Here is a 22550-nt window from a genome sequence, read left to right as displayed (position 1 = left end):
AGGATTATGTCGTCTCACTACGAAGCACCCATTAGAAAACCTTTAGTTATAGGTGATAAATCTTATCACGATGTAACAGTAGATGTCGCTGCTCCTGTTGAAGGAAGAGCAAACAAACAATGGTGGATTGTATTTTCAATCGCATTAACCGCTTTCCTTTGGGGATTAGGTTGTATGATATACACCATTTCTACCGGTATCGGAACATGGGGATTAAATAAAACTGTTGGATGGGCTTGGGATATCACTAACTTCGTTTGGTGGGTTGGTATCGGTCACGCCGGAACTTTGATTTCTGCGGTATTGTTATTATTCCGTCAAAAATGGAGAATGGCGATTAACCGTTCTGCGGAGGCAATGACCATCTTCTCTGTAATGCAAGCAGGTTTGTTCCCAATTATTCACATGGGTCGTCCATGGTTAGGATACTGGGTACTTCCAATTCCAAACCAATTTGGTTCGTTATGGGTTAACTTTAACTCACCATTACTTTGGGACGTATTTGCAATTTCAACGTATCTTTCTGTATCCTTAGTTTTCTGGTGGACAGGTTTACTTCCTGACTTTGCGATGTTGAGAGACAGAGCTATTACACCTTTTACAAAAAGAGTTTATTCGATTTTATCCTTCGGATGGAGTGGAAGAGCAAAAGATTGGCAACGTTTTGAAGAAGTATCTTTGGTTCTTGCCGGATTAGCAACTCCTCTTGTACTTTCTGTACACACAATTGTATCCTTTGACTTTGCAACGTCGGTAATTCCGGGTTGGCATACGACCATTTTCCCGCCTTATTTCGTAGCTGGAGCGGTATTCTCAGGATTCGCAATGGTAAACACGTTGTTGATTATCATGCGTAAAGTATCTAAATTAGAAGCATACATCACGATTCAACATATCGAATTAATGAACATTGTAATTATGATTACAGGTTCTATTGTGGGAGTCGCCTATATTACAGAGCTGTTTGTTGCTTGGTATTCCGGTGTAGAATATGAACAATATGCTTTCTTGAACAGAGCAACAGGGCCGTATGCTTGGGCATATTGGGCGATGATGACATGTAACGTGTTTTCCCCACAATTCATGTGGTTCAAAAAATTAAGAACGAGCATCATGTTCTCTTTCGTAATCTCAATTGTGGTAAATATTGGTATGTGGTTTGAACGTTTCGTAATTATCGTAACTTCATTACACAGAGATTACCTTCCATCATCTTGGACGATGTTCTCACCAACATTTGTAGATATCGGAATTTTTATCGGAACAATCGGTTTCTTCTTTGTATTGTTCTTATTATATGCAAGATCATTCCCAGTGATTGCTCAAGCAGAGGTAAAAACTATCTTGAAATCATCAGGAGATAATTATAAGCGTAAGAGAGAAGAAGAAGGACATCACCATAATCATTAAGATAATTAGTATAAGAAATTATGAGTACTAAAGTTATACAGGCACTATATAATGATGATGACATCCTAATGGATGCCGTGAAAGAGACTCGCAAAGCTCATCATCATATTGAAGAAGTTTACACTCCTTTTCCGGTTCACGGTTTGGATAAAGCCATGGGGTTAGCTCCAACTCGATTAGCAATTGCGTCGTTTATGTATGGTTGTGTCGGACTTTCATTTGCTACTTGGATGATGAATTACATCATGATTCAAGATTGGCCACAAGATATCGGAGGAAAACCAAGTTTTAGTTATATCGAAAACATGCCGGCATTCGTGCCTATTATGTTTGAGCTAACGGTTTTCTTTGCTGCTCACTTAATGGTAATTACTTTTTATATGAGAAGTAAATTATGGCCATTCAAAGAAGCAGAAAATCCGGATGTTAGAACAACAGACGACCACTTTTTAATGGAAGTTGCTGTTCATAATAACGAACAAGAACTGTCTGACTTTTTAAAGAAAACAGGAGCAGTTGAAATTAAAGTTGTAGAAAAGCATTAAGATAGAAATATGAAAAGCTTATTTAAAATAGCCCTATTGTTTGGATTAGCCGTTTCGGTTACCTCTTGTTTTAACAGCAAAAGTCCAAATTATCAATTTTTTCCAAATATGTACGAATCAGTTGGGTATGAAACTTATGCTGAATCAGAAGCATTTAATGGTGAAAATCAATTGAAAGGACAAACCGCACAAGAACCGCCAGTAGGAAGTGTGAAAAGAGGTTTTGAAATTTATGATTATGAAAATTCAACAGCCGGATACGAATTAGCAAAAGCTAACCTAGTTTCTCCTCTTGATTCAATTTCTGATAAAGAAGCTGCTAAAGGAAAAGAACTTTACGGAATTTATTGTGCCATTTGTCACGGAGATTCCGGAAATGGTAAAGGAAAATTAGTAGAAAGAGAAAAATTCTTGGGAGTTCCAAGTTATGCTGATAGACCGGTTACGCAAGGAAGTGTTTTTCATGTGATAACCTACGGATTGAACTCTATGGGTTCTCATGCTAATCAATTATCGCAACACGAACGTTGGTTAGTGACTGATTATGTTCTTCAGTTAAAAAGTAAATTATAATTATTGACAACTAGATTGTATAGATATGTATACCTTTTCAAGTAAATTAAAAGTTTTTTCCTTTGTTCTAATAATCGTTGGATTGTTGGGAATTGGATATAGTTTTATTTCTGCTCCAAAAACCACAGCCGATGTAGAAAAAATTCTTGAAGCTGAAGCTCATGGTCATCACGGTGCTCGCGATGCTCATGCTCATGATGCACACGGACACGATGCTCACAGTGCAGAAGCACACACAGAACACGAAGAACATTTAAACCATGTTTTACATCAGTTGCAAAATAAACCTTGGGCTGCATTGTATGTTGCGGCTATCTTTTTCATGTTAATTTCACTTGGAGCATTGGCTTTCTATGCAATTCAAAATGTTGCTCAAGCAGGTTGGTCTCCGGTATTGTTTAGAGTAATGCAAGGAATCACGGCCTATTTGCCATGGGGTTCTGCTATCTTTTTTATATTATTAGTAGTTTCTGCTTTACATTTTAATCATTTATTTGTTTGGATGGATCCTGAATTAGTTAATCCGGAAAGTCCAAAATTTGATAAACTTCTAAATGGCAAAATTGGATATTTGAACGAATGGTTCTGGTTAATCAGAGCAGCAGTATTCATCATTGGATGGAATTTATATCGTTACTTCTCCAGAAAAAATTGTTTGGCTCAAGACGAAGCTTCAGATAATGCTTTCTACAAAAAGAATTTTAATATTTCAGCAGGATTTTTAGTGTTCTTTATCGTAACAGAATCAATCATGTCTTGGGACTGGATTATGTCTGTTGATCCACACTGGTTTTCTACCTTATTTGGATGGTATGTATTTGCTTCCTTCTTCGTAAGTGGAATTACAGTGATTGCAATGGTAACATTATACCTAAAATCAAGAGGTTATTTAGAACATGTAAACACAAGCCACATTCACGACTTAGCTAAATTTATGTTTGGTATCAGTGTGTTTTGGACGTACTTATGGTTCTCACAATTCATGTTGATTTGGTACTCTAACATCCCTGAGGAAGTTACTTATTTTGTAACAAGAATAGAACAATATAATTTACCTTTCTTCGGAATGGTTGCCATGAACTTTATTTTCCCATTCTTAATCTTAATTAATACGGATTTCAAACGTATTACTTGGGTTTTGGTAATGGCAGGAGTAGTAATTTTATTAGGTCATTATGTTGATTTCTTCAACATGATTATGCCTGCTACCGTTGGAGACAGATGGTTTATTGGAATCGGAGAGATTGGTTCATTGCTTTTCTTCCTTGGATTATTTATTTTAATAGTGTTCACAGCTTTAACAAAAGCACCATTATTACCAAAAAGAAATCCATTTATCGAAGAAAGTAAACATTTTCATTATTAATATTTAAAGATTTAGACAGATGACAAGTTTGTTAGTACTAGTTGTTTTAGTTTTAGTATCAGTAGCCATTTGGCAATTGACCAAAATATTTGATTTAACGCAAATAGGAGGTGACGCTGATAATTCTCAAGTGGCTAATGACAATGATAATAATGTAAATGGTTATTTAATGTTTGCCTTTTTGGTGTTCATTTATATTACAACTATTGTTTGTGTAGTTAAGTATGGTCATTTTCCATTAATGAGTAATTCGGCTTCAGAACATGGAGTAGAAGTGGATCGTTTGATGTGGATTTCGATGATTTTAATTTTCTTCGTTCAAACAATTACGCAAGCATTATTACATTACTTCGCCTACAAATACAGAGGGAAAAAAGGAAATACTGCCTTGTATTTTGCGGATAACAACAAATTAGAAATGATTTGGAGTATCATTCCTGCGATTACATTAGCCGGTTTAATTCTTTACGGATTATATGCTTGGACAAATATTATGTTTGTGGATGAAGAAACAGAAAACCCAATGGTTGTGGAAATTTACGCAAAACAATTCGGGTGGGAAGTTCGTTATGCCGGTGAAGATAATGTGTTAGGAAAAGCAAACGTTCGTTATATTGAAGGAATTAATACTTTAGGTGTAGATTTAGCAGATCCAAATGCTCAAGATGATATTCCTGCTTCAGAATTACATTTACCAAAAGGTGTAAAAGTGATTTTTAAAATTCGTTCACAAGACGTTTTGCACTCAGCCTACATGCCTCACTTTAGAGCTCAAATGAACTGTGTTCCGGGTATGGTTACACAATTTGCATTTGTTCCTACTGTTACAACGCTTGATATGAGAAACTCTCCTGAAATGCAGGAAAAAGTTGCTACAATCAATAAAATCAGAGCAGAGAAAAGCAAAGATTTAGTTGCAAAAGGTGAAGCCGCTTTAGACCCATATACATTTGATTACCTTTTATTGTGTAACAAAATTTGTGGAAAATCTCATTACAACATGCAAATGAAAATTGTAGTTGAGAGCAAAGAAGACTTCAAGAAGTGGTTAAGCGAAAAGCAAACACTTGCACAAGTTATGAAAGCTCAGGAACAAACTATTGAAGAGATTAAAACAGAAACAGATTCTACAAAAGTTGTGGTAGATTCAACTTTAGTAGCTCAAGTAGTAGATAAAAAATAGCTAAATAAAAATTTATATTTAAGATTATGTCAGCACACGATCACGCAAACGAACACGATCACGGACACGAGCACGAGCATCACCACAAAGATACTTTTATAACAAAGTACATCTTTAGTATCGATCATAAGATGATTGCTAAGCAATACCTAATCACTGGTTTGATTATGGGTATTATTGGTGTGGCTATGTCATTGTTGTTCAGAATGCAATTAGCTTGGCCTGAAGAATCATTCAAAATTTTTAACGTCCTTCTAGGAGATAAATTTGCTCCTGACGGAGTAATGCAAAATGATGTTTATCTAGCACTTGTAACAATTCACGGAACCATCATGGTATTCTTTGTATTGACTGCTGGTTTGAGCGGAACGTTTAGTAACTTATTAATTCCGTTACAAATTGGAGCTCGTGATATGGCATCTGGTTTCTTGAACATGATTTCCTATTGGTTATTCTTTTTATCAAGTGTAATCATGGTTATTTCATTGTTTGTAGAATCAGGACCAGCCTCTGCCGGATGGACAATTTATCCACCACTTAGTGCTCTTCCGCAGGCAATACCTGGTTCTGGAACCGGTATGACGTTGTGGTTGGTTTCTATGGCTATTTTTATTGCTTCTTCATTAATGGGATCATTAAATTATGTGGTTACCGTTATCAACCTTAGAACAAAAGGAATGTCTATGACAAGATTACCTTTAACAATTTGGGCTTTCTTTGTAACAGCAATTATCGGTATCGTATCTTTCCCTGTTCTTTTATCAGCAGCGTTATTGTTGATTTTTGATAGAAGTTTTGGTACCTCATTCTTCCTTTCGGATATTTTTATCGCCGGTGAAGTATTGCATTACCAAGGTGGTTCGCCAGTTTTGTTTGAACACTTATTTTGGTTCTTAGGACACCCGGAAGTTTACATCGTTTTATTACCAGCATTAGGAATCACATCAGAAATTATTGCAACCAATTCACGTAAGCCAATTTTTGGTTACCGTGCCATGATTGCTTCCATTATAGCGATTGCATTTTTATCAACTATCGTATGGGGTCACCACATGTTTATCTCAGGAATGAATCCATTCTTAGGGTCTGTGTTTACCTTTACAACTTTGTTGATTGCAATTCCTTCCGCAGTAAAAGCGTTCAACTATATCACAACTTTATGGAAAGGTAACCTTCAGTTAAATCCTGCGATGTTATTTTCTATCGGATTAGTTTCTACTTTTATCACCGGAGGTTTAACGGGTATTATTTTAGGAGATAGTACACTTGATATTAACGTTCACGATACTTACTTCGTAGTTGCTCACTTCCACTTAGTAATGGGTATTTCTGCTCTTTACGGAATGTTTGCCGGAATCTATCATTGGTTCCCAAGAATGTTCGGAAGAATGTTAAACAAAAATTTAGGTTATGTTCACTTCTGGGTAACTGCTGTTTGTGCGTATGGAGTTTTCTTCCCAATGCACTTTATTGGAATGGCCGGTTTACCAAGACGTTATTACACCAACACTGCTTTCCCATTATTTGATGATTTACAAAACGTAAATGTTATCATTACAATGTTTGCTTTAGTAGGTGGTGCTTTCCAATTAGTATTTATTTGGAATTTCTTCCACAGTATGTTCTACGGTAAAAAAGCCGAAATGAATCCATGGAGATCAAATACATTAGAATGGACAGCTCCAGTAGAGCACATTCATGGAAACTGGCCAGGTGCTCTTCCTGAAGTTCACAGATGGCCTTATGATTATAGTAAGCCTGGGCATTTAGAAGATTTTGTGCCGCAAACCGTTCCAATGGGTCCGGACGAAGAAAAATTACATCACTAATATATTATTAATTCATATTTAAAAGTCCTTTCATTTTTTTGAAAGGGCTTTTTTATTTATCTTTATTCTGATAAATTTTGATATTATGGGAAAAGAAAAAGAGTATTCAAATGATGAAGTTACTATCGTTTGGAAGGCTGAATTGTGTACACACTCTGCAAATTGTGTAAAAGGTTTGCCCGCGGTTTTTCAACCCAAAGAAAAACCATGGATCAAACCAAATGATGCAACTTCAGAAGAAATTATCAATCAAGTTAATAAATGTCCTTCGGGAGCACTATCCTATTATCTAACTAAAAAATAAATGACTATGGCAGATAAATATGAATCAGTAGAATTGCTGAAAAATGAAGAAAAGAAACGATTTGAACTTCATGTTGAAGGACATGTGGCTTTTATCGAATATATCCTTACCAATCAAAACGTAATGTATCTAACCCATACCGAAGTGCCTATTGGATTAGAAGGAAAAGGTGTGGGAAGTAGCATCGTTGTCAAAGCATTAAATTTTATCAAATCCAACAATTTTACATTAGCTCCACTTTGCCCTTTTGTTGCGGCTTACTTAAAAAGACATCCGGAATGGAAAGAAATTTTAGCTCCCGGTTATCACGTTTAACTATTTCTTTTTATAAATAGACTTTGTCTTATCTTTGCTTTTATGAATGAATATTTAGACCCAACCAACAAAGGTTTTAATCCGGAAGAACTCGACCTCGAAAAAAAGTTGAGACCGCTTTCATTTGATGATTTTGCCGGGCAAGACCAGGTTTTAGAAAATTTAAAAGTTTTTGTAGAAGCAGCCAATCAACGGGAAGAAGCTCTTGATCACACCCTTTTTCACGGACCTCCCGGATTAGGAAAAACAACATTAGCGAATATTCTAGCAAATGAATTAGGGGTTGGTATAAAAATCACATCTGGACCAGTGTTGGATAAACCGGGCGATTTGGCCGGATTACTTACGAATTTAGAAGATAGAGATGTGCTCTTTATTGACGAAATTCACCGACTGAGTCCAATTGTAGAAGAATATTTGTATTCTGCAATGGAGGATTTCAAAATTGATATTATGATTGAATCCGGACCAAATGCTAGAACGGTTCAGATCAATTTAAATCCGTTTACATTAGTTGGAGCAACCACTCGTTCAGGCTTACTTACCGCACCAATGCGTGCCCGTTTCGGAATTCAAAGTCGATTGCAATACTATAACACCGAATTATTAACTACCATCGTTCAACGTAGTTCTTCCATTTTGAAAGTGCCAATTTCTATGGAAGCAGCCATTGAAATTGCAGGAAGAAGTCGTGGGACACCACGTATTGCCAATGCATTACTTAGAAGAGTTCGTGATTTTGCTCAAATAAAAGGTAACGGAAAAATCGACATTGAAATTGCCAAATATGCACTAAAAGCTTTGAACGTAGATGCTCACGGTTTAGATGAAATGGACAATAAAATCCTAAACACCATCATTGATAAATTCAAAGGTGGCCCAGTTGGTCTATCTACGCTTGCAACTGCTGTTTCCGAAAGTGGTGAAACCATCGAAGAAGTCTATGAACCTTTTTTAATTCAAGAAGGTTTCATTATGCGAACACCACGTGGAAGGGAAGTAACCGAGAAGGCTTATAAGCATCTTGGTAAAATTAAAACCAATATACAAGGCGGTCTTTTTTAGGAGAAGACGGGAAGAAGGAAGATGGAAGAGGGAAGAAAAGCACATGTTTTGTGAATTAAATTGAATTTTTAGTTATGGGATTTAAATTTGAAAAATTAATTATTTGGCAGAAGGCGATGGATTTTGGTGAAGAAATAAATCTTTTAGCCGAAAGTTTTCCCAAAAGAGAAATTTATAATTTATCCTCGCAAATTTCTAGAGCTGCCGATTCTATCGCCTTAAATATTTCTGAAGGTTCAATTGAGCAATCAAAACCGGAATTCAATCGTTTTTTGGGATATTCTGTTCGTTCTATTGCAGAAGTAGTCACTTGTTTGCATAAAGCAAAACGGAGAAATTATATCAATCAAGGATTATTCGATAAATTATATAAAGATGCTTTTGATTTAATGAATATGACATTAGCATTCAAAGCACAATTAAAATAATAGCAGAAAGTTAGCCCGAATTTCTTCCATTTTCCCTCTTCCCGCTTCCCGCTTCCATCTTCCATCTCCCATCAATGAACAAAGATCACCTATCATCCATCATAAAATCCGAAGCCAAACGCCTCGGCTTCCTCTCCTGCGGAATCTCCAAAGCTGGTTTCCTCGAAGAAGAAGCACCAAGATTAGAAAGCTGGCTCAACAAAAATATGAACGGTCAAATGAGTTATATGGAAAACCATTTTGACAAAAGATTGGATCCAACGTTATTAGTGGATGGAGCCAAAAGTGTCATTTCATTATTGCTGAATTATTATCCTTCCGAATTTCAAAACGAAGAGAGTTACAAAATTTCAAAATATGCTTATGGACAAGACTATCATTTTGTAATCAAAGAAAAACTCAAAGAACTTTTACATTTTATTCAAACCGAAATAGGCGAAGTTTCCGGACGAGCCTTTGTTGATTCGGCTCCGGTTTTAGACAAAGCTTGGGCAGCCAAAAGCGGTCTGGGTTGGATGGGAAAAAACACCAACCTCATTACCCAAAAAGTGGGTTCTTTCTATTTTATTGCCGAATTAATTGTTGATTTAGAATTAGAATACGACAACCCAACTACCGACCACTGTGGCTCGTGCACAGCCTGTATTGATGCTTGCCCAACCGAAGCCATCGTTGCTCCGTATGTGGTGGATGGCAGCAAATGCATTTCCTATTTTACCATCGAGTTAAAAGAAAATATTCCCACAGAAATGAAAGACAAATTCGATAATTGGGTTTTTGGTTGTGATGTCTGCCAAGATGTTTGTCCGTGGAATCGTTTTTCAAAATCACATAACGAACCGCTTTTTCAAGCGAATCCCGAATTACTTTCTTTTACCAAAAAGGATTGGGAAGAAATCACCGAAGATGTTTTTAAAAAAGTATTTAAAAATTCAGCGGTTAAACGAACTAAGTTGGAAGGGTTGAAGAGGAATGTGGAGTTTTTGAAGTAAAATTTATTATTTTAAATTTTAAAAAAATAGATATGATTAAATTAATAAATTTGTAAAAAAATACCTGAAAATTTTATCTTGTTGAATTTTATATATGAAAGCAATATTTTTAAGTTTATTATTAATGCTATTAACTTCGTGTTCAAGTGAGAACGATATTATTGATTCTTCACCAATAACTAATTATACTTGGGTTTTAAATTCTTTCAAAACTAGTGTTCCAATTGATCTTAATAGAGATGGTGTCACCTCTACAGATATGGTATTAGAATTTGAATGTATAAAAAATGAAGGATATAGTTTCCTAAATCCCGGTATGGTTCGATATTTTATTTCCGGATTAAATACAGAAGGTGAATTTATAAATGGTAATTTTATAATTTTCAACATCGGTTGTATTGAAGATGAAGAGTTGATTCCAACGATTCCTATTTTTGGAGACTATAAAATGATAGATAGTAATAAAATAAAATTTAAATACCATAATGTTGTTGTAGTTGAAAATGGTCCAGTTGAAGAAGAATTAACACTGGTAGAAGATAAATTGATTAAAGTAACAAATCAATTGTATCCAACAAATTATGATTCTGTAAATCAAAGGTGGATAAGAACAAATATCACAACTACTCGAGAATATATAAAAGCTTTTTAAAATTTATCAAAGATCATTTTTTTTAAGATATTATAGGTCTTTCAGCATTACGAGGTATTTGACTCTTGTTGCCTCCAAAATTTAACCCCAAAAGAATTCCCATTAAAATTTCCTTTTTCCCCTGATAACTATGGTTTAAGCAAATAAAAAATGTTAATTTTTTCATTGATATTTTGAGAATAATTCAATAAATTTGATTTAGGAAAAACACAAGTCTTGCGAAGGGGAAGAGAGTTTTTATCTTTTCCCTTTCAAAAGAAAATATGTTTTTAAAGTTTAAGCTATTTGTCTTTTCTCGTACATTTTATCTTCTCTGATACAAGCACAAACTCGATGTATTAATTTGTTTCTAACATTGTTTAATACAAGCATTTTATTTTTCCCTTCAGCAACTTTTCTTTGATAGTATTCTTTTATCTCAGAATCGTAAGTCGCAGCACAGAGAGCACATAGATGTAATTGCTTTTTTAATTTTTTATTTGCCATATAATGGACTTTAGGTTTTGCCCTGACTGATTTACCCGAAGTGTATTCAAATGGAACTACGCCTGCATAACAAGCCAATTGCCTTGGATTTGAATATAGCGTAAATTCATTAGTAAAACATATTAAAAACAAAGCAGTTATTTTACCTATTCCTGGAACTGATGTAGCTTGATTGAAAATTTTATTGATATTTTCATCTTCTATTATTAGTTCATCTAATTGCTTTTCAATTTTTTTTAAATCTTCTTCAATTCCTTTGATAGTATTTTTTTGAAATTTGTCTAACAATTTTGATAGTTCTAAATCGAAAGTTTTAAGTTCTTTAACATTACGAATCAAACAAGCTTTAGTAGTGGTTAATTTATCTCTAAGAGAAAGTAGTTTTCTAATCTTCTCTACAGACATACTAGGTGCTTTATAAATAGTTGCTTCATCAGCATTTTTCATTGCATAATAGGCAATTCTTTCAGCATCAACTTTATCATTTTTTCCACGTTGAACTCCTATACTTCGTATAATTTTAAGAGACATTTCAACCCAAAGCGAGAAGTTATAACCCGTCAAATACTTAATAATTAACTTACTATACATCCCTGTATGCTCTAAACATACAAGTGTGTTATCAAACGTTGCGTCTTGATCTTTAAGCCACTTGCATAGTGACCTAATCCCTTTGAAATCATTAGTGAATTGATTGTGAAATGTTTTCTTGTTATTACCATTCAAAATCACAACAGCATCAAAATATTCTTTTGATACATCAATACCTAAAAAATGTTTAAATTTGTTCATAAGAAAAGTTTTAAAAGGTTAGCAACCAAACATTGAATACAATCACAACCTTAATAATAGGCCTAAATGCCTGAATAACTATTTGATGCTTATTCAATATAAACTGACAAAGTCCTAATCTGGGGATAGACCTTAAATTCTTGCCACCGAACTGGTTCACTTTGTCAGTTTGGTTGTTAATCTAAAATTACGAAATTTTCAATGAACAAATCTAAAGGCTATCCGAAGTTTACAAAATACAATGCAAATGTCTTTTTTATCATAGAATGCAGAGCATGGTTGTGACGTATGCCAAGATGTTTGCCCTTGGAACCGATTCTCAAAACCACATAACGAACCGCTTTTTCAAGTAAATCCCGAATTACTTTCTTTTACCAAAAAAGATTGGGAAGAAATTACAGAAGATGTTTTTAAAAAAGTATTTAAAAATTCAGCGGTGAAAAGGACTAAGTTGGAAGGGTTGAAGAGGAATGTTGCGTTTTTGAGAGATTAATTTGTAGATTAAGTTTTTAAAGCTTTAAATTGCTTTGTCTTTCTTAAAAAATAATCCTCACAAATGAAAATGTACAATACCTCTTAAATTACTTGGGATGATATTTAAAAATAAAAATATCATCTCAAGTAATTTTTTTGAATTTGAAAAGTTTAATTCCCTCTGTAAGTGGAATAACCAAATGCCGAAAGAGTAATAGGAACATGATAATGACTATTGTCTTTTATCTCAAAAACAACTTCAATAAATGGATAAAAACTCTCAGTTTTATTTTCTTTGAAATAATCACTAGTAAAATAGGTCAGTTTGTAAATTCCATTATTGTCTTTTTCAGTACTAAGAAAGTCAGTAATTCTTCCATTTTTGTCTGTTTTCTTCTCTTCTATAAAAGTCCATACTTTTGTTTTTTCATTCATTTTCTCTAATTTAATGGATACATTCGAAGCAGGCATGCCTTTAGAAATGTCTAAAATGTGACTCGATAATTGGTGTCTACTTGTTTGAGCAAAAGAAGTCATCGAAATTAAAATAAATAGAAAGGTTGAGATTAAATTTTTCATAGTTTATGTTTTTTAAAGTTAAAATTAATTTGAAGGTTGAATACCAAATTCAGGAATCGAAGCCGATTTTGCAATAGCATCATCATTTTCAGGACTGCCTCCGCCGGCAACACCAATACTTCCGATGACTATTCCATTATGCCATAATGGAACTCCACCACTTAACAACAATAACTCCGGAAGTGTATTTAAATTTTTAGTATCATTATTGCTTTCTGCATTTCTTAATAGCATTAAGGTTGAAGTTTTAGTTGATAAAGCGGTATAGGCTTTTCGTCTGGCAGCTTCGGTATTGTGAGGGCCAACACCATCTCCTTTTACCAGTAAAACTAAAGTTCCTGAATGATCTAAGATAGCAATAGAAACATTTTTTGAGAGGCGTTGGGCTTCTTGATTAGCACGTTTCATCAATTCAAAAGCAGCATCTTGAGTCAACAAATCAACAGTACTTAAATACTTATTTTCCTGAATTGGTTTCAACTGCTCCGGTACTTTCTTTTGACTATAACCGAAAGAAGTTATAAAAACAAACAAATAGATTGAATATTTCATAGTGTATTTTTTCTGTAAAGTTACTATACAGAAAAAGCACAACTGTTGTCCTAAGTCAACGTTTTTAAAGCTTTGATTTAATTCTACTTAATGTTGAAGGGGATATTCCTAAATAGGAGGCGGCCATTTTATTTGAAACTCTTACTAGTAATTGCGGTTGATTTTTTATGACCCACTGCACTTTTTCTTTGGCATCAAAACCTTGAAATCCGTAGATTCTTTTTTGTGCTACGATGAAGCCCAGTTCAAGTATTTCGGTATAGATTTTTGCAAATTGAGGAAATTTATTTACTAATTTATAAAAATCAGTTCTTGTAATCGAAAGTAATTCAGATTTTTCAATGGTTTGTAAAAACTCCTCAGTAGGATGCTGATCAATAAAACTAGGCAATGCTGTAACAAAATTACCTTCGTAGGCAAAATACCTCGAAATTTCTTGTCCTGCATTAGTTGTTGTAAAAAGCCTTATACAACCCTTGTTGATAAAATAATAGTTTTTTGCAATGTCGTTATAACTGATTAAAATTTCATTTCGCTTAGTTTTCAAAGGTTTAAAATGAAAACAAATGAATTCAAGCGATTCTGTATCAAATTCAGCTTTTTTGTTTAAAAATAGTTTTAAGGTGGAATACATTATTAAATTTATCAAAAAACAACAACTATTACTAGATGATGTTAAATTCAAAAAGTTTTTCAGATTTAAACTGATGTAAATATAGCTAATAAATCGTCCTAAATTTCAAAATGGATTATAAATAGAATCAAATCTTAGCCATTGTATTATGGTAAAACAAAAGCTTAAACAAAAAAAAAACACCGGCAAAAACCGGTGTTGAAAAAGCAATTGTAACAAACGAAAACGTTCTACGCATAACAGATGAAAAGCAAGAAAGTATTCCAATTGCATTTTTGTTGAAAAAAATAAGAAACTAAAAACTATTTTCGCTTTTGTTATAACTGTTTATCTTTAAAAAAAGAGTTTTTTTGAGCTTTCTGTATTGGGACAAAAAGGATTCAATTTGTATTTTGAAATCCACAAAATCATTAAAATAGAACGTTTCGCATTGAATATCGTCGCATTCATTCATCCCTTCTAATTTGATGGAAAAATTGTTTAAACGTGATAAAAAAACTTCATTTTCCAATTGTTTTACATTGAGTTTAAGCGTTAACTTGTCTGAAATTAATTCTTTAATAGCTGTGTTTTTTGCTGTTTCAAAGAAGTTTTTCAAAAAAATAATTTCTTCCTCAATTCCTTCCAATTCTTCTCGCCAAAGTTTGATGTCACGATCAAGAAATTGATGTTGAATGGTATCTTGACTGTAAAATTTCTTCAATAAATTCATATCCCAATTATAGTGGTTGTTCTACTTTTATTATTTTAATAGTGTTTAATCCCGACGGGAACTCCCATTCTACTTCATCATTTTCCGCATAGCCAAAAAGAGCAAGTCCCATTGGAGCCATAACCGATAATTTGTTTTGAGATAAATCACTTTTTGACGGGATGACTAATTGAAATTTTTTCTCTCCACCAAAATCTGTTTTTATCGTAACTACAGAATTTAATCTAATTACGTCCGAAGGCATTTTAATTGAATCTACAACTTTAGCCTTTTTAATTTCTTCCATCAATTTTTCAAATGATAATCGGTATGTTTTGTCTTTTTCATTATGAATAGTTGAAAAAAGATTTTTTAAAACATCGAGTTCTTTTTTGTCAACTACTACTTTTTCGTACTTCATGATTTTTTTGATTATTATTTATGGGAAAATACCTCTTTGAATGTAGGCTGTTTCAATTCGTTTGATGGCTAGAATATAAGCCGCAGTTCGATGGTCAATTTGATCTTCGTGAACTAAATTTTCAACTTTTTTGAAAACTTCGGTCAGTTTCTTTTCAATTTTTACCATCACTTCGTCCAATGGCCAAAGTTCACCATTTCTGTTTTGAAGCCATTCAAAATAACTTCCAATTACACCTCCCGAATTACAAAGAATATCCGGAATAATTGTTACACCATTTGCCAATAAAATTCGTTCTCCTTCATTATTCGTTGGTCCGTTTGCTCCTTCGGCAATTACTTTCGACTTAATTTTCCCTGCATTTTTTTCAGTAATTTGATTACCTAACGCCGCCGGAATAATGAAATCACATTCTAAACCGAAAAAGTCTTCCGGTTCCATTTCTGTTGCTCCTTCAAAACCTTTTACCGAACCTTTTCTTGGTTTGCAATGTTCGTATAAATTGGCAACTGAAATTCCATTTTCATTAATCAAAGTGGCATGAGCATCTTGAACAGCGATTAAAATAGCACCATCATCAGTTAAGAATTTCGAAGCCCAATAACCTACATTTCCAAAACCTTGCACGATGAATTTTTTGCCTTTCAAGGTTTCTTTTCGTCCTTCAAAAAGTAATCGCAACGTGATATAAACACCAAATCCGGTTGCTCTATCACGTCCTTCTAATCCGCCTGAACCTACTGGTTTTCCGGTAACTACATGTTTATTGTTTGATCTTTCCGATGGTGATTTTGTCGACATAAATGTATCGGCAATCCAAGCCATAGTTTGTTCATTTGTATTCACATCCGGTGCAGGAATGTCGTACTCCGGCCCGATATTTTCGCCTAAAGCAAACGTAAATCGACGAGTGATTCGCTCTAATTCACTTAAAGAATAATTTCTCGGATCAATTTGAATTCCTCCTTTTGCACCACCATAAGGCAATCCGGCTAACGAGGTTTTCCAAGTCATCCACATCGCTAACGCTTTGGCATCATCAACATCCACAGTAGGATGATAACGCAATCCACCTTTATATGGCCCCAATGCGTTGTTATGTTGCACACGGTATCCGGTGAAAATTTCAATGGAACCATCATCCATTTTTACAGGAAAATGAATAATAATTTCATTGTTTGTAATTGATAAAATTTTTCGAATATTTGGATTTAAATTCATTGAATCGGCGGTTTTATCAAACTGCTCAATTACATTATCCAACATTGTTTTCTGTTTTTGTTCTTTTAAAATTTCCATTTTCTGTTTGTTTTTAACTATATTCTTCACATTCTATTTTTTTGTTTTCCATCCAAACACAATTGTTGTTGTTCAAACAATTGCTACAGATGCCAAACACCATTTTATTGTTTTTTAAATGAGATGAAACTTTAATTTTGTTCTCAAAGTTCATTTTTTCCCATAGCATTTCCTTCCCTTTTTCAAAAGAGGGGTTATTTAAGATTTCCATAATAATTGTAAACTTGTTTCGATCTACTCCAAAGCAAGGTGTGTGCCAAAAGAAATTCATTAACTATAAAGCGTTGATAATGAATAAAATGTAAATAGAGGTCGTAAAATAGAAAAATTTTTAACTGAGGAATAAACGCTCGACCGGTTCATTTCTCCCCGATTTTAGAGAAGTTTTTGACGAAGCGTTTTGCGGTCAATTTGAAGAATTTCTGCCGCTTTTGTTTTATTATTGTTTACAGCTGATAGCACTTTTAAAATGTATGCTTTTTCAATCTCGTGAAGTGGTTTTAATGGTGAACTTTCCGATGGTTGTTTGTATTTCAATTGTTTCGGAATTAAGTCAATATCAATTTCGTAGTCACACATCACAATTAATCGTTGCATAATATTTTCTAATTCCCGAACGTTTCCCGGCCAATCGTGACGAGTTAAAATTTCAATCGCTTTTGGAGTAATGGTAATGTTAGATTTTCCATACTCTTTTTCATATTTTTTAATGAACGTATTGATTAATGGTAATAAATCCGACTTTCGATTTCGTAAAGGTGTCGATTCAATACTCACAACATTCAAGCGATAATATAAATCTTCTCTGAAAGTTCCGTTTTTAATCATATTTTGCAGATTGCTATTGGTCGCAGAAATTATTCTAATTTCAATTTTTTCTGCTGTTTGCGAACCAACCATCGTGATTTCTTTTTCTTGCAAAACCCTCAATAATCTGCTTTGAACGGTTAATGAAGCGTTTCCAATTTCATCCAAAAAAATAGTTCCGCCTGCGGCCGCATGAAACAAACCTTTTTTCGTTTCATTTGCACCGGTAAAAGCTCCTTTTACATAACCAAATAATTCCGATTCAAGTAAAGTTTCAGGTATTCCACCACAATTAACGGTAATAAATGGCTGTGAAGCGAACCGGCCATTGTAGTGAATCGCTCTTGCAATAAGTTCTTTTCCGGTTCCACTTTCTCCTTCGATTAAAACAGTTACGCGATTGTCTTTTACACGTTCAATTACATCAATCAATTTATAATGTTCTTCAGAATCACCTACAATTCCGGCATAAAATGTTTCTTTTAAAACTTTTTTATCGATAGATTGATTCGAATTTTGAACAGAATTCTTCAAACAAATTTGAATAGCTTTTTTTAATTCTTCACTGGTAAAGGGTTTGATTAAATAATCTAAAGCTCCCGATTTTACAGCAGTTATGGCTGTATCAACAGATGGAAAACCTGTAATCACCAATTTTGGAATAGAAGGAAAATGTTCCGAAGCATATTTGATTAATTCAATCCCATTAATTTCAGGCATCTGCAAATCGGTAATTAGTAAATCGATGGAAGTTGATTTTAAAACCTCAATCGCCTCATTAACAGAAGAAGCTTTGTAGGCATGAAAATTAAATGATTTCAAATGGCGTTGAAGCAGTTCCAACATATCATAATTATCATCTACAATTAAAATATTTTCTTTTTTAAGTTTCATGATAATTATTTTAGAGGTAATTTAATGCTGAAAATCGTTCCTTTAGGTTTGTTGTCCAATGCTTCAATCGTTCCTTGGTGACTTTTAATGATTCCATGTACTACGCTTAATCCTAATCCGGTTCCTTCACCAAGTGGTTTTGTGGTGAAAAACGGTTCAAAAATTTTATGTTTAATTTCATCATCAATCCCTTTTCCGTTGTCTTTAATTTCTATAACAAAATGACTTTCAGTTGAAAAAACATTCACGTGAATTTCACTTTTTGGAGGCGAAACATAGATGGCATTCAAAAGTATATTAAACAAAACTTGAGTAAGTTGAATGTTGTCAATTTGTGCCTTAATATCATCATCTGCAAAACTAACTTTATAATTAATTTCACCTTTTTTAAAATTCGGGCCAAGCAATGTTAATGCCTGCATAATAATTGGTTTGACAGCAAAAACACTTTTATTTTGAGGCATTTCGCATGAAAAAAACATTAAATTTTTTACTATTTCACGGGAATAAATGGCGGCATTAATAATTTTTGCAATATCGCGATCAATTTGAGGATTATTATTTTGTTGTTTAATTAATTCAGCAAAGCCTAAAATATTTCCCAGTGGAGTATTCAATTCATGAGCAATTCCAGCGGTAATTTCTCCTAAAATTGATAGTCTATCAACCCTTTCTGCACTCCTTTTTAGATGAGCTTCTTTAAGTTGATTTTCCTTTTTTTCTAGGTAGAAACCAACTTCGTAACATACTTTTTTTAATAATTTTTTTTCATCTTCCAAAAAATCGTTTTCAGTAAAATCATCTGCCGGATAATGAATTTTTATTTCACCAACAATACTTTCATCAATGAGTAAATTATCTTTTACAAAAATTGTGTTTTCAATCTTTTCATTTGTAAAAAAGCACAAATCTTTAAAAGAAATTTCTACAATTGCCTTTTCAGAAAAACGCCAAGCTTCCTTTAGTCTCGATGCAATTGCAACAAATACTTCCTCGTTAGTCAATTCCTGTTGATTAAGAATATTTGTCACTTCATAAAGACAACTTAGTTCTTTAATTCGTTCGGTTAATTTTTCTTCTGTTGAGAATTGATTCATCTTAGTATGATTCTTATATTAATAATCGGGTAAAATTTACCCGTTTCAAAGGTATTTAAAAATTAGATTGGTTCGCTTTTTATTGAAATTAAAAATTGTTTTCTCATTTGATAAGTTTGATTTAGGTGGAAGTGAAATTTATTTTTTTTATTATCTTCAACTCTCTTACCTTTGTGAGTCAATCATAGAAGAACCAAATTCATGCACAAAGATTCAAAACGTAGAGAAGCCCTTTTATACCACGCCAAACCAAATCCCGGAAAGATACAGGTCGTGCCAACCAAAAAATATGCCACTCAACGTGATTTGTCGTTGGCCTATTCACCAGGTGTAGCCGAACCTTGTTTGGAAATAGCCAAAGATGTAAATAACGTTTATAAATACACCGCTAAAGGGAATTTAGTAGCCGTAATTTCTAATGGAACTGCGGTTTTAGGTTTAGGAGACATTGGTCCAGAGGCCTCAAAACCTGTGATGGAAGGAAAAGCGTTACTCTTTAAAATCTTTGCCGATATTGATGTGTTTGATATAGAAGTTGACACAAAAGACATTGATGCTTTCATTGAAACCGTAAAAAATATTGCACCTACTTTTGGAGGAATAAATTTAGAAGACATCAAAGCTCCCGAATCTTTTGAAATCGAACGCCGTTTGGTGGAAGAATTAAACATTCCGGTGATGCACGATGATCAACACGGAACCGCTATTATTTCTTCAGCAGCACTTTTAAATGCTCTTGATTTAGCCGGAAAAAAGGCAGAAGACATTAAGTTAGTAGTTTCAGGAGCAGGTTCGGCAGCACTAGCATGCGTAAACCTTTATCTTCTATTAGGTGTAAAGGTTGAAAATATTGTAATGTTTGATAGCAAAGGAATTTTGTATAAAAACCGTGAAGATTTATCAGAATTGCAAACCAAATATGCAAACGGCAAAATTGGCGGAACTTTACATGAAGCTTTAGTTGGAGCCGATATGTTTTTAGGACTTTCTGCAGGAAATATTTTGACACCAGAAATGCTATTATCTATGGCAAATGATCCAATTGTTTTTGCTATGGCAAATCCAATTCCGGAAGTAGATTATAACGTAGCCATCAATACCAGAAAAGACATTATTATGGCAACGGGCCGTTCAGACCATCCTAACCAAGTGAACAACGTGCTTGGTTTTCCCTATATTTTTAGAGGAGCGTTGGATGTAAGAGCAACCAAAATTAACGAAGCAATGAAAATGGCTGCTGTTAAAGCATTAGCCGTGTTGGCTAAAATGCCTGTTCCTGAACAAGTAAACATTGCGTATGGCGAAACAAAGTTGAATTTTGGTCGCGATTATATTATTCCAAAACCATTCGATCCACGATTAATTACCATTGTTGCACCTGCTGTTGCCAAGGCAGCTATGGATTCTGGAGTAGCTTTGAATCCTATTTTAGATTGGGATAAATACGAAGAAGAATTAGCTGAAAGATTAGGTTCTGATAACAAAATGGTTCGACTTTTAGCCAACCGTGCGAAAACCGACCCAAAACGAATTGTGTTTGCCGAAGCAGATCATTTAGATGTGTTGAAAGCGGCTCAAATTGTCATGGAAGAAGGCATCGGAAAACCCATCCTTTTAGGAAATAAAGAAATTATTTTAGAATTAAAAGAAGAAATTGGTTTTGATGTTGATGTGCCAATTTTAGATCCAAAAACAAAAGAATGTGATGATAAGCGAATGCAATATGCCACCACTTTTTGGGAAAGCAGAAAACGCAGAGGAATTTCGTTATTGGATGCTCAAAAGTGGATGAGAGAACGCAATTATTTTGCCGCGATGATGGTCAACGAAGGTGAAGCAGATGCTTTGGTAACCGGATATTCCAGAAGTTATCCAACCGTGGTAAAGCCAATTATGGAACTAATTGATAAAGCTCCTGGTGTTAGCCGAATTGCCACTACCAATATGATGATGACCAACCGAGGGCCGATTTTTTTCTCCGATACGGCTATCAATGTTGATCCGAGTGCAGATGATTTAGCAAAAATTGCCTTAATGACAGCCAAAACAGTTAAAATGTTTGGAATGCAACCGGTTATTGCCATGGTTTCCTATTCAAATTTTGGCTCTTCAAGCAACGAAAGTGCTGTGAAAGTTCGTCAAGCAGTTGCTTATCTTCATAAATATTATCCGGATTTAATTGTTGATGGCGAAATTCAAGCTGATTTTGCTTTAAATCCTGAAATGTTAAAAGATAAATTTCCATTTTCAAAATTAGCAGGAAAAAAAGTCAACACATTGATTTATCCTAATTTGGAAGCGGCAAATATCAATTATAAAATGTTAAAAGAGTTGTATAAAGTAGATTCAATTGGACCAATAATGTTAGGGTTAGACAAGCCTGTACATATTTTTCAATTAGGAGCTAGCGTAGAAGAAATGGTCAATATGGCAGCAGTTGCTGTGGTTGATGCTCAAGAAAAAGAAAAGCGTTACAAATCGCTCAAAGTAAGTTTTTAACTTATTTTTTAGTTATTAATCGTTTTATTGATTGGTAATTAAAGTTTTTTGTTACATTTGAAAATTACTTATTTCATCCATGATAGCTCATATACAAGGTCGTTTGGTAGAAAAATCGCCAACTGATGTGGTCATCGACTGCAACGGTGTGGGCTACCATCTACATATTTCTTTGCACACGTTTTCATTAATTCCAAATTCAGAAAATATCAAGTTGTTTACCCATCTTCAAATTAAAGAGGATGCCCATACCTTATTTGGTTTTGTGGAAAAGTCTGAACGTGAGATATTTAAATTGTTGCTTTCTGTTTCAGGAATCGGAGCAAGCATTGCCAGAACAATGCTATCTTCGATGGAACCTAAACAGATTTTGCACGCCATTGCTACGGGAGATGTGGTTTCTATTCAATCTATCAAAGGAATTGGAGCAAAAACCGCACAACGAGTAATTTTGGACTTGAAAGAAAAAGTGTTAAAAGTGTATGATTTAGACGAAGTTTCTATGTCGTCAAACAATACAAATAAAGATGAAGCGTTATCTGCTTTGGAAGTTTTAGGTTTTAACAAAAAATTAGCAGAAAAAGCAGTAGAAAAAATTGTGAGAGAAAGCCCCGACGCAACTATCGAATCAATCATTAAACAAGCATTAAAAAATTTATAGTT

23 protein-coding genes and 1 pseudogene are annotated in these 22550 nt (G+C 33.9%); 15 read left to right on the top strand and 9 right to left on the bottom strand.

Features of this window, described 5'->3' with window-relative positions:
- Window positions 1-6: 6 nt before the first annotated feature.
- The 12 genes from nrfD to M0M57_RS04645 all read left to right on the top strand — a co-directional run bounded on the left by nrfD (window position 7) and on the right by M0M57_RS04645 (window position 10662).
- Window positions 7-1410, top strand: a complete 1404-nt coding sequence (gene nrfD / locus M0M57_RS04700; RefSeq protein ID WP_248435846.1) for an NrfD/PsrC family molybdoenzyme membrane anchor subunit — start codon at window positions 7-9, stop codon at window positions 1408-1410.
- A gap of 20 nt (window positions 1411-1430) precedes the next feature.
- Window positions 1431-1955 (top strand): DUF3341 domain-containing protein, encoded by a 525-nt coding sequence (locus M0M57_RS04695; RefSeq protein ID WP_248435844.1) that lies wholly within the window; start codon window positions 1431-1433, stop codon window positions 1953-1955.
- Window positions 1956-1964: 9 nt separating this feature from the next.
- The gene (locus tag M0M57_RS04690) at window positions 1965-2528 is read left to right on the top strand and encodes a c-type cytochrome (protein WP_248435842.1); all 564 of its coding nucleotides are present in this window, start codon (window positions 1965-1967) and stop codon (window positions 2526-2528) included.
- 25 nt (window positions 2529-2553) lie between these two features.
- Window positions 2554-3894 (top strand): quinol:cytochrome C oxidoreductase, encoded by a 1341-nt coding sequence (locus M0M57_RS04685; RefSeq protein WP_248435840.1) that lies wholly within the window; start codon window positions 2554-2556, stop codon window positions 3892-3894.
- Between the two features lie 19 nt (window positions 3895-3913).
- The gene (locus M0M57_RS04680) at window positions 3914-5077 is read left to right on the top strand and encodes a cytochrome c oxidase subunit II (protein WP_248435838.1); all 1164 of its coding nucleotides are present in this window, start codon (window positions 3914-3916) and stop codon (window positions 5075-5077) included.
- 26 nt (window positions 5078-5103) lie between these two features.
- Window positions 5104-6906 carry a cytochrome c oxidase subunit I gene (locus M0M57_RS04675; protein ID WP_248435837.1) on the top strand — a complete coding sequence of 601 codons (1803 nt, stop codon included), beginning with the start codon at window positions 5104-5106 and terminating at the stop codon, window positions 6904-6906.
- Window positions 6907-6991: 85 nt separating this feature from the next.
- Window positions 6992-7210, top strand: coding sequence for a (4Fe-4S)-binding protein (locus tag M0M57_RS04670; protein ID WP_248435835.1), 219 nt, complete (start codon window positions 6992-6994; stop codon window positions 7208-7210).
- A 6-nt stretch (window positions 7211-7216) separates the two neighbouring features.
- Entirely contained in the window at window positions 7217-7525 is a 309-nt protein-coding gene (locus M0M57_RS04665) for a GNAT family N-acetyltransferase (RefSeq protein WP_248435833.1), read from the top strand.
- 42 nt (window positions 7526-7567) lie between these two features.
- Window positions 7568-8590, top strand: a complete 1023-nt coding sequence (ruvB, locus tag M0M57_RS04660) for a Holliday junction branch migration DNA helicase RuvB (RefSeq protein WP_248435831.1) — start codon at window positions 7568-7570, stop codon at window positions 8588-8590.
- Window positions 8591-8664: 74 nt separating this feature from the next.
- Window positions 8665-9018 carry a four helix bundle protein gene (locus M0M57_RS04655; RefSeq protein ID WP_248435829.1) on the top strand — a complete coding sequence of 118 codons (354 nt, stop codon included), beginning with the start codon at window positions 8665-8667 and terminating at the stop codon, window positions 9016-9018.
- Window positions 9019-9092: 74 nt separating this feature from the next.
- Window positions 9093-10010 (top strand): tRNA epoxyqueuosine(34) reductase QueG, encoded by a 918-nt coding sequence (gene queG, locus M0M57_RS04650; RefSeq protein ID WP_248435828.1) that lies wholly within the window; start codon window positions 9093-9095, stop codon window positions 10008-10010.
- A gap of 94 nt (window positions 10011-10104) precedes the next feature.
- Complete coding sequence (locus M0M57_RS04645; protein WP_248435826.1) at window positions 10105-10662, top strand: hypothetical protein; 558 nt, start codon at window positions 10105-10107, stop codon at window positions 10660-10662.
- 276 nt (window positions 10663-10938) lie between these two features.
- Here M0M57_RS04645 and M0M57_RS04640 read toward each other — a convergent pair whose 3' ends face one another.
- The gene (locus M0M57_RS04640) at window positions 10939-11940 is read right to left on the bottom strand and encodes an IS110 family RNA-guided transposase (RefSeq protein WP_248435824.1); all 1002 of its coding nucleotides are present in this window, start codon (window positions 11938-11940) and stop codon (window positions 10939-10941) included.
- A 277-nt stretch (window positions 11941-12217) separates the two neighbouring features.
- On the opposite strand from M0M57_RS04640, the pseudogene M0M57_RS04635 reads away from it, so the two are divergent.
- Window positions 12218-12433: pseudogene (locus M0M57_RS04635) on the top strand (tRNA epoxyqueuosine(34) reductase QueG); the annotation flags it as partial.
- A gap of 152 nt (window positions 12434-12585) precedes the next feature.
- Here M0M57_RS04635 and uraH read toward each other — a convergent pair.
- The 8 genes from uraH to M0M57_RS04595 form a co-directional block, all read right to left on the bottom strand.
- Window positions 12586-12993 carry a hydroxyisourate hydrolase gene (gene uraH / locus M0M57_RS04630; RefSeq protein WP_248435822.1) on the bottom strand — a complete coding sequence of 136 codons (408 nt, stop codon included), beginning with the start codon at window positions 12991-12993 and terminating at the stop codon, window positions 12586-12588.
- A 24-nt stretch (window positions 12994-13017) separates the two neighbouring features.
- On the bottom strand, window positions 13018-13545 hold the full coding sequence (locus M0M57_RS04625; RefSeq protein ID WP_248435820.1) for a GlcG/HbpS family heme-binding protein: 528 nt from the start codon (window positions 13543-13545) through the stop codon (window positions 13018-13020).
- A 64-nt stretch (window positions 13546-13609) separates the two neighbouring features.
- Entirely contained in the window at window positions 13610-14179 is a 570-nt protein-coding gene (locus M0M57_RS04620) for a Crp/Fnr family transcriptional regulator (RefSeq protein ID WP_248435818.1), read from the bottom strand.
- 295 nt (window positions 14180-14474) lie between these two features.
- Window positions 14475-14891 (bottom strand): hypothetical protein, encoded by a 417-nt coding sequence (locus M0M57_RS04615; protein ID WP_248435816.1) that lies wholly within the window; start codon window positions 14889-14891, stop codon window positions 14475-14477.
- Between the two features lie 7 nt (window positions 14892-14898).
- On the bottom strand, window positions 14899-15291 hold the full coding sequence (locus M0M57_RS04610; protein WP_248435815.1) for a GreA/GreB family elongation factor: 393 nt from the start codon (window positions 15289-15291) through the stop codon (window positions 14899-14901).
- 18 nt (window positions 15292-15309) lie between these two features.
- Entirely contained in the window at window positions 15310-16590 is a 1281-nt protein-coding gene (locus M0M57_RS04605) for a Glu/Leu/Phe/Val family dehydrogenase (protein ID WP_248435813.1), read from the bottom strand.
- A gap of 375 nt (window positions 16591-16965) precedes the next feature.
- Window positions 16966-18291 (bottom strand): sigma-54-dependent transcriptional regulator, encoded by a 1326-nt coding sequence (locus M0M57_RS04600; RefSeq protein WP_248435811.1) that lies wholly within the window; start codon window positions 18289-18291, stop codon window positions 16966-16968.
- A gap of 5 nt (window positions 18292-18296) precedes the next feature.
- Window positions 18297-19388 (bottom strand): sensor histidine kinase, encoded by a 1092-nt coding sequence (locus M0M57_RS04595; protein WP_248435809.1) that lies wholly within the window; start codon window positions 19386-19388, stop codon window positions 18297-18299.
- Between the two features lie 201 nt (window positions 19389-19589).
- On the opposite strand from M0M57_RS04595, the gene M0M57_RS04590 reads away from it, so the two are divergent.
- Window positions 19590-21887: an NADP-dependent malic enzyme gene (locus M0M57_RS04590; protein ID WP_248435807.1), complete on the top strand. Its 2298-nt coding sequence runs from the start codon at window positions 19590-19592 to the stop codon at window positions 21885-21887.
- Between the two features lie 79 nt (window positions 21888-21966).
- Window positions 21967-22548, top strand: coding sequence for a Holliday junction branch migration protein RuvA (gene ruvA, locus M0M57_RS04585; RefSeq protein ID WP_248435805.1), 582 nt, complete (start codon window positions 21967-21969; stop codon window positions 22546-22548).
- Window positions 22549-22550 lie beyond the last annotated feature (2 nt).

It is taken from the genome of Flavobacterium azooxidireducens (assembly GCF_023195775.1).
Classification (GTDB): domain Bacteria; phylum Bacteroidota; class Bacteroidia; order Flavobacteriales; family Flavobacteriaceae; genus Flavobacterium; species Flavobacterium azooxidireducens.
The sequence above is the reverse complement of the archived record's forward strand: the minus strand, read 5'-3'. Positions and strand labels throughout refer to the sequence as shown.

What these genes read in the sequence shown, in the direction of transcription:
- M0M57_RS04665 (WP_248435833.1), top strand. Translation starts at nt 7,217, where the DNA reads ATGGCAGATAAATATGAATCAGTAGAATTGCTGAAAAATGAAGAAAAG.
- M0M57_RS04680 (WP_248435838.1), top strand. Translation starts at nt 3,914, where the DNA reads ATGACAAGTTTGTTAGTACTAGTTGTTTTAGTTTTAGTATCAGTAGCC.
- M0M57_RS04625 (WP_248435820.1), bottom strand. Translation starts at nt 13,545, where the DNA reads ATGAAATATTCAATCTATTTGTTTGTTTTTATAACTTCTTTCGGTTAT.
- M0M57_RS04590 (WP_248435807.1), top strand. Translation starts at nt 19,590, where the DNA reads ATGCACAAAGATTCAAAACGTAGAGAAGCCCTTTTATACCACGCCAAA.
- M0M57_RS04675 (WP_248435837.1), top strand. Translation starts at nt 5,104, where the DNA reads ATGTCAGCACACGATCACGCAAACGAACACGATCACGGACACGAGCAC.
- M0M57_RS04615 (WP_248435816.1), bottom strand. Translation starts at nt 14,891, where the DNA reads ATGAATTTATTGAAGAAATTTTACAGTCAAGATACCATTCAACATCAA.
- M0M57_RS04620 (WP_248435818.1), bottom strand. Translation starts at nt 14,179, where the DNA reads ATGTATTCCACCTTAAAACTATTTTTAAACAAAAAAGCTGAATTTGAT.
- M0M57_RS04695 (WP_248435844.1), top strand. Translation starts at nt 1,431, where the DNA reads ATGAGTACTAAAGTTATACAGGCACTATATAATGATGATGACATCCTA.
- M0M57_RS04670 (WP_248435835.1), top strand. Translation starts at nt 6,992, where the DNA reads ATGGGAAAAGAAAAAGAGTATTCAAATGATGAAGTTACTATCGTTTGG.
- nrfD (WP_248435846.1), top strand. Translation starts at nt 7, where the DNA reads ATGTCGTCTCACTACGAAGCACCCATTAGAAAACCTTTAGTTATAGGT.
- queG (WP_248435828.1), top strand. Translation starts at nt 9,093, where the DNA reads ATGAACAAAGATCACCTATCATCCATCATAAAATCCGAAGCCAAACGC.
- M0M57_RS04645 (WP_248435826.1), top strand. Translation starts at nt 10,105, where the DNA reads ATGAAAGCAATATTTTTAAGTTTATTATTAATGCTATTAACTTCGTGT.
- uraH (WP_248435822.1), bottom strand. Translation starts at nt 12,993, where the DNA reads ATGAAAAATTTAATCTCAACCTTTCTATTTATTTTAATTTCGATGACT.
- ruvB (WP_248435831.1), top strand. Translation starts at nt 7,568, where the DNA reads ATGAATGAATATTTAGACCCAACCAACAAAGGTTTTAATCCGGAAGAA.
- M0M57_RS04605 (WP_248435813.1), bottom strand. Translation starts at nt 16,590, where the DNA reads ATGGAAATTTTAAAAGAACAAAAACAGAAAACAATGTTGGATAATGTA.
- M0M57_RS04595 (WP_248435809.1), bottom strand. Translation starts at nt 19,388, where the DNA reads ATGAATCAATTCTCAACAGAAGAAAAATTAACCGAACGAATTAAAGAA.
- M0M57_RS04600 (WP_248435811.1), bottom strand. Translation starts at nt 18,291, where the DNA reads ATGAAACTTAAAAAAGAAAATATTTTAATTGTAGATGATAATTATGAT.
- M0M57_RS04685 (WP_248435840.1), top strand. Translation starts at nt 2,554, where the DNA reads ATGTATACCTTTTCAAGTAAATTAAAAGTTTTTTCCTTTGTTCTAATA.
- M0M57_RS04655 (WP_248435829.1), top strand. Translation starts at nt 8,665, where the DNA reads ATGGGATTTAAATTTGAAAAATTAATTATTTGGCAGAAGGCGATGGAT.
- M0M57_RS04690 (WP_248435842.1), top strand. Translation starts at nt 1,965, where the DNA reads ATGAAAAGCTTATTTAAAATAGCCCTATTGTTTGGATTAGCCGTTTCG.
- ruvA (WP_248435805.1), top strand. Translation starts at nt 21,967, where the DNA reads ATGATAGCTCATATACAAGGTCGTTTGGTAGAAAAATCGCCAACTGAT.
- M0M57_RS04610 (WP_248435815.1), bottom strand. Translation starts at nt 15,291, where the DNA reads ATGAAGTACGAAAAAGTAGTAGTTGACAAAAAAGAACTCGATGTTTTA.
- M0M57_RS04640 (WP_248435824.1), bottom strand. Translation starts at nt 11,940, where the DNA reads ATGAACAAATTTAAACATTTTTTAGGTATTGATGTATCAAAAGAATAT.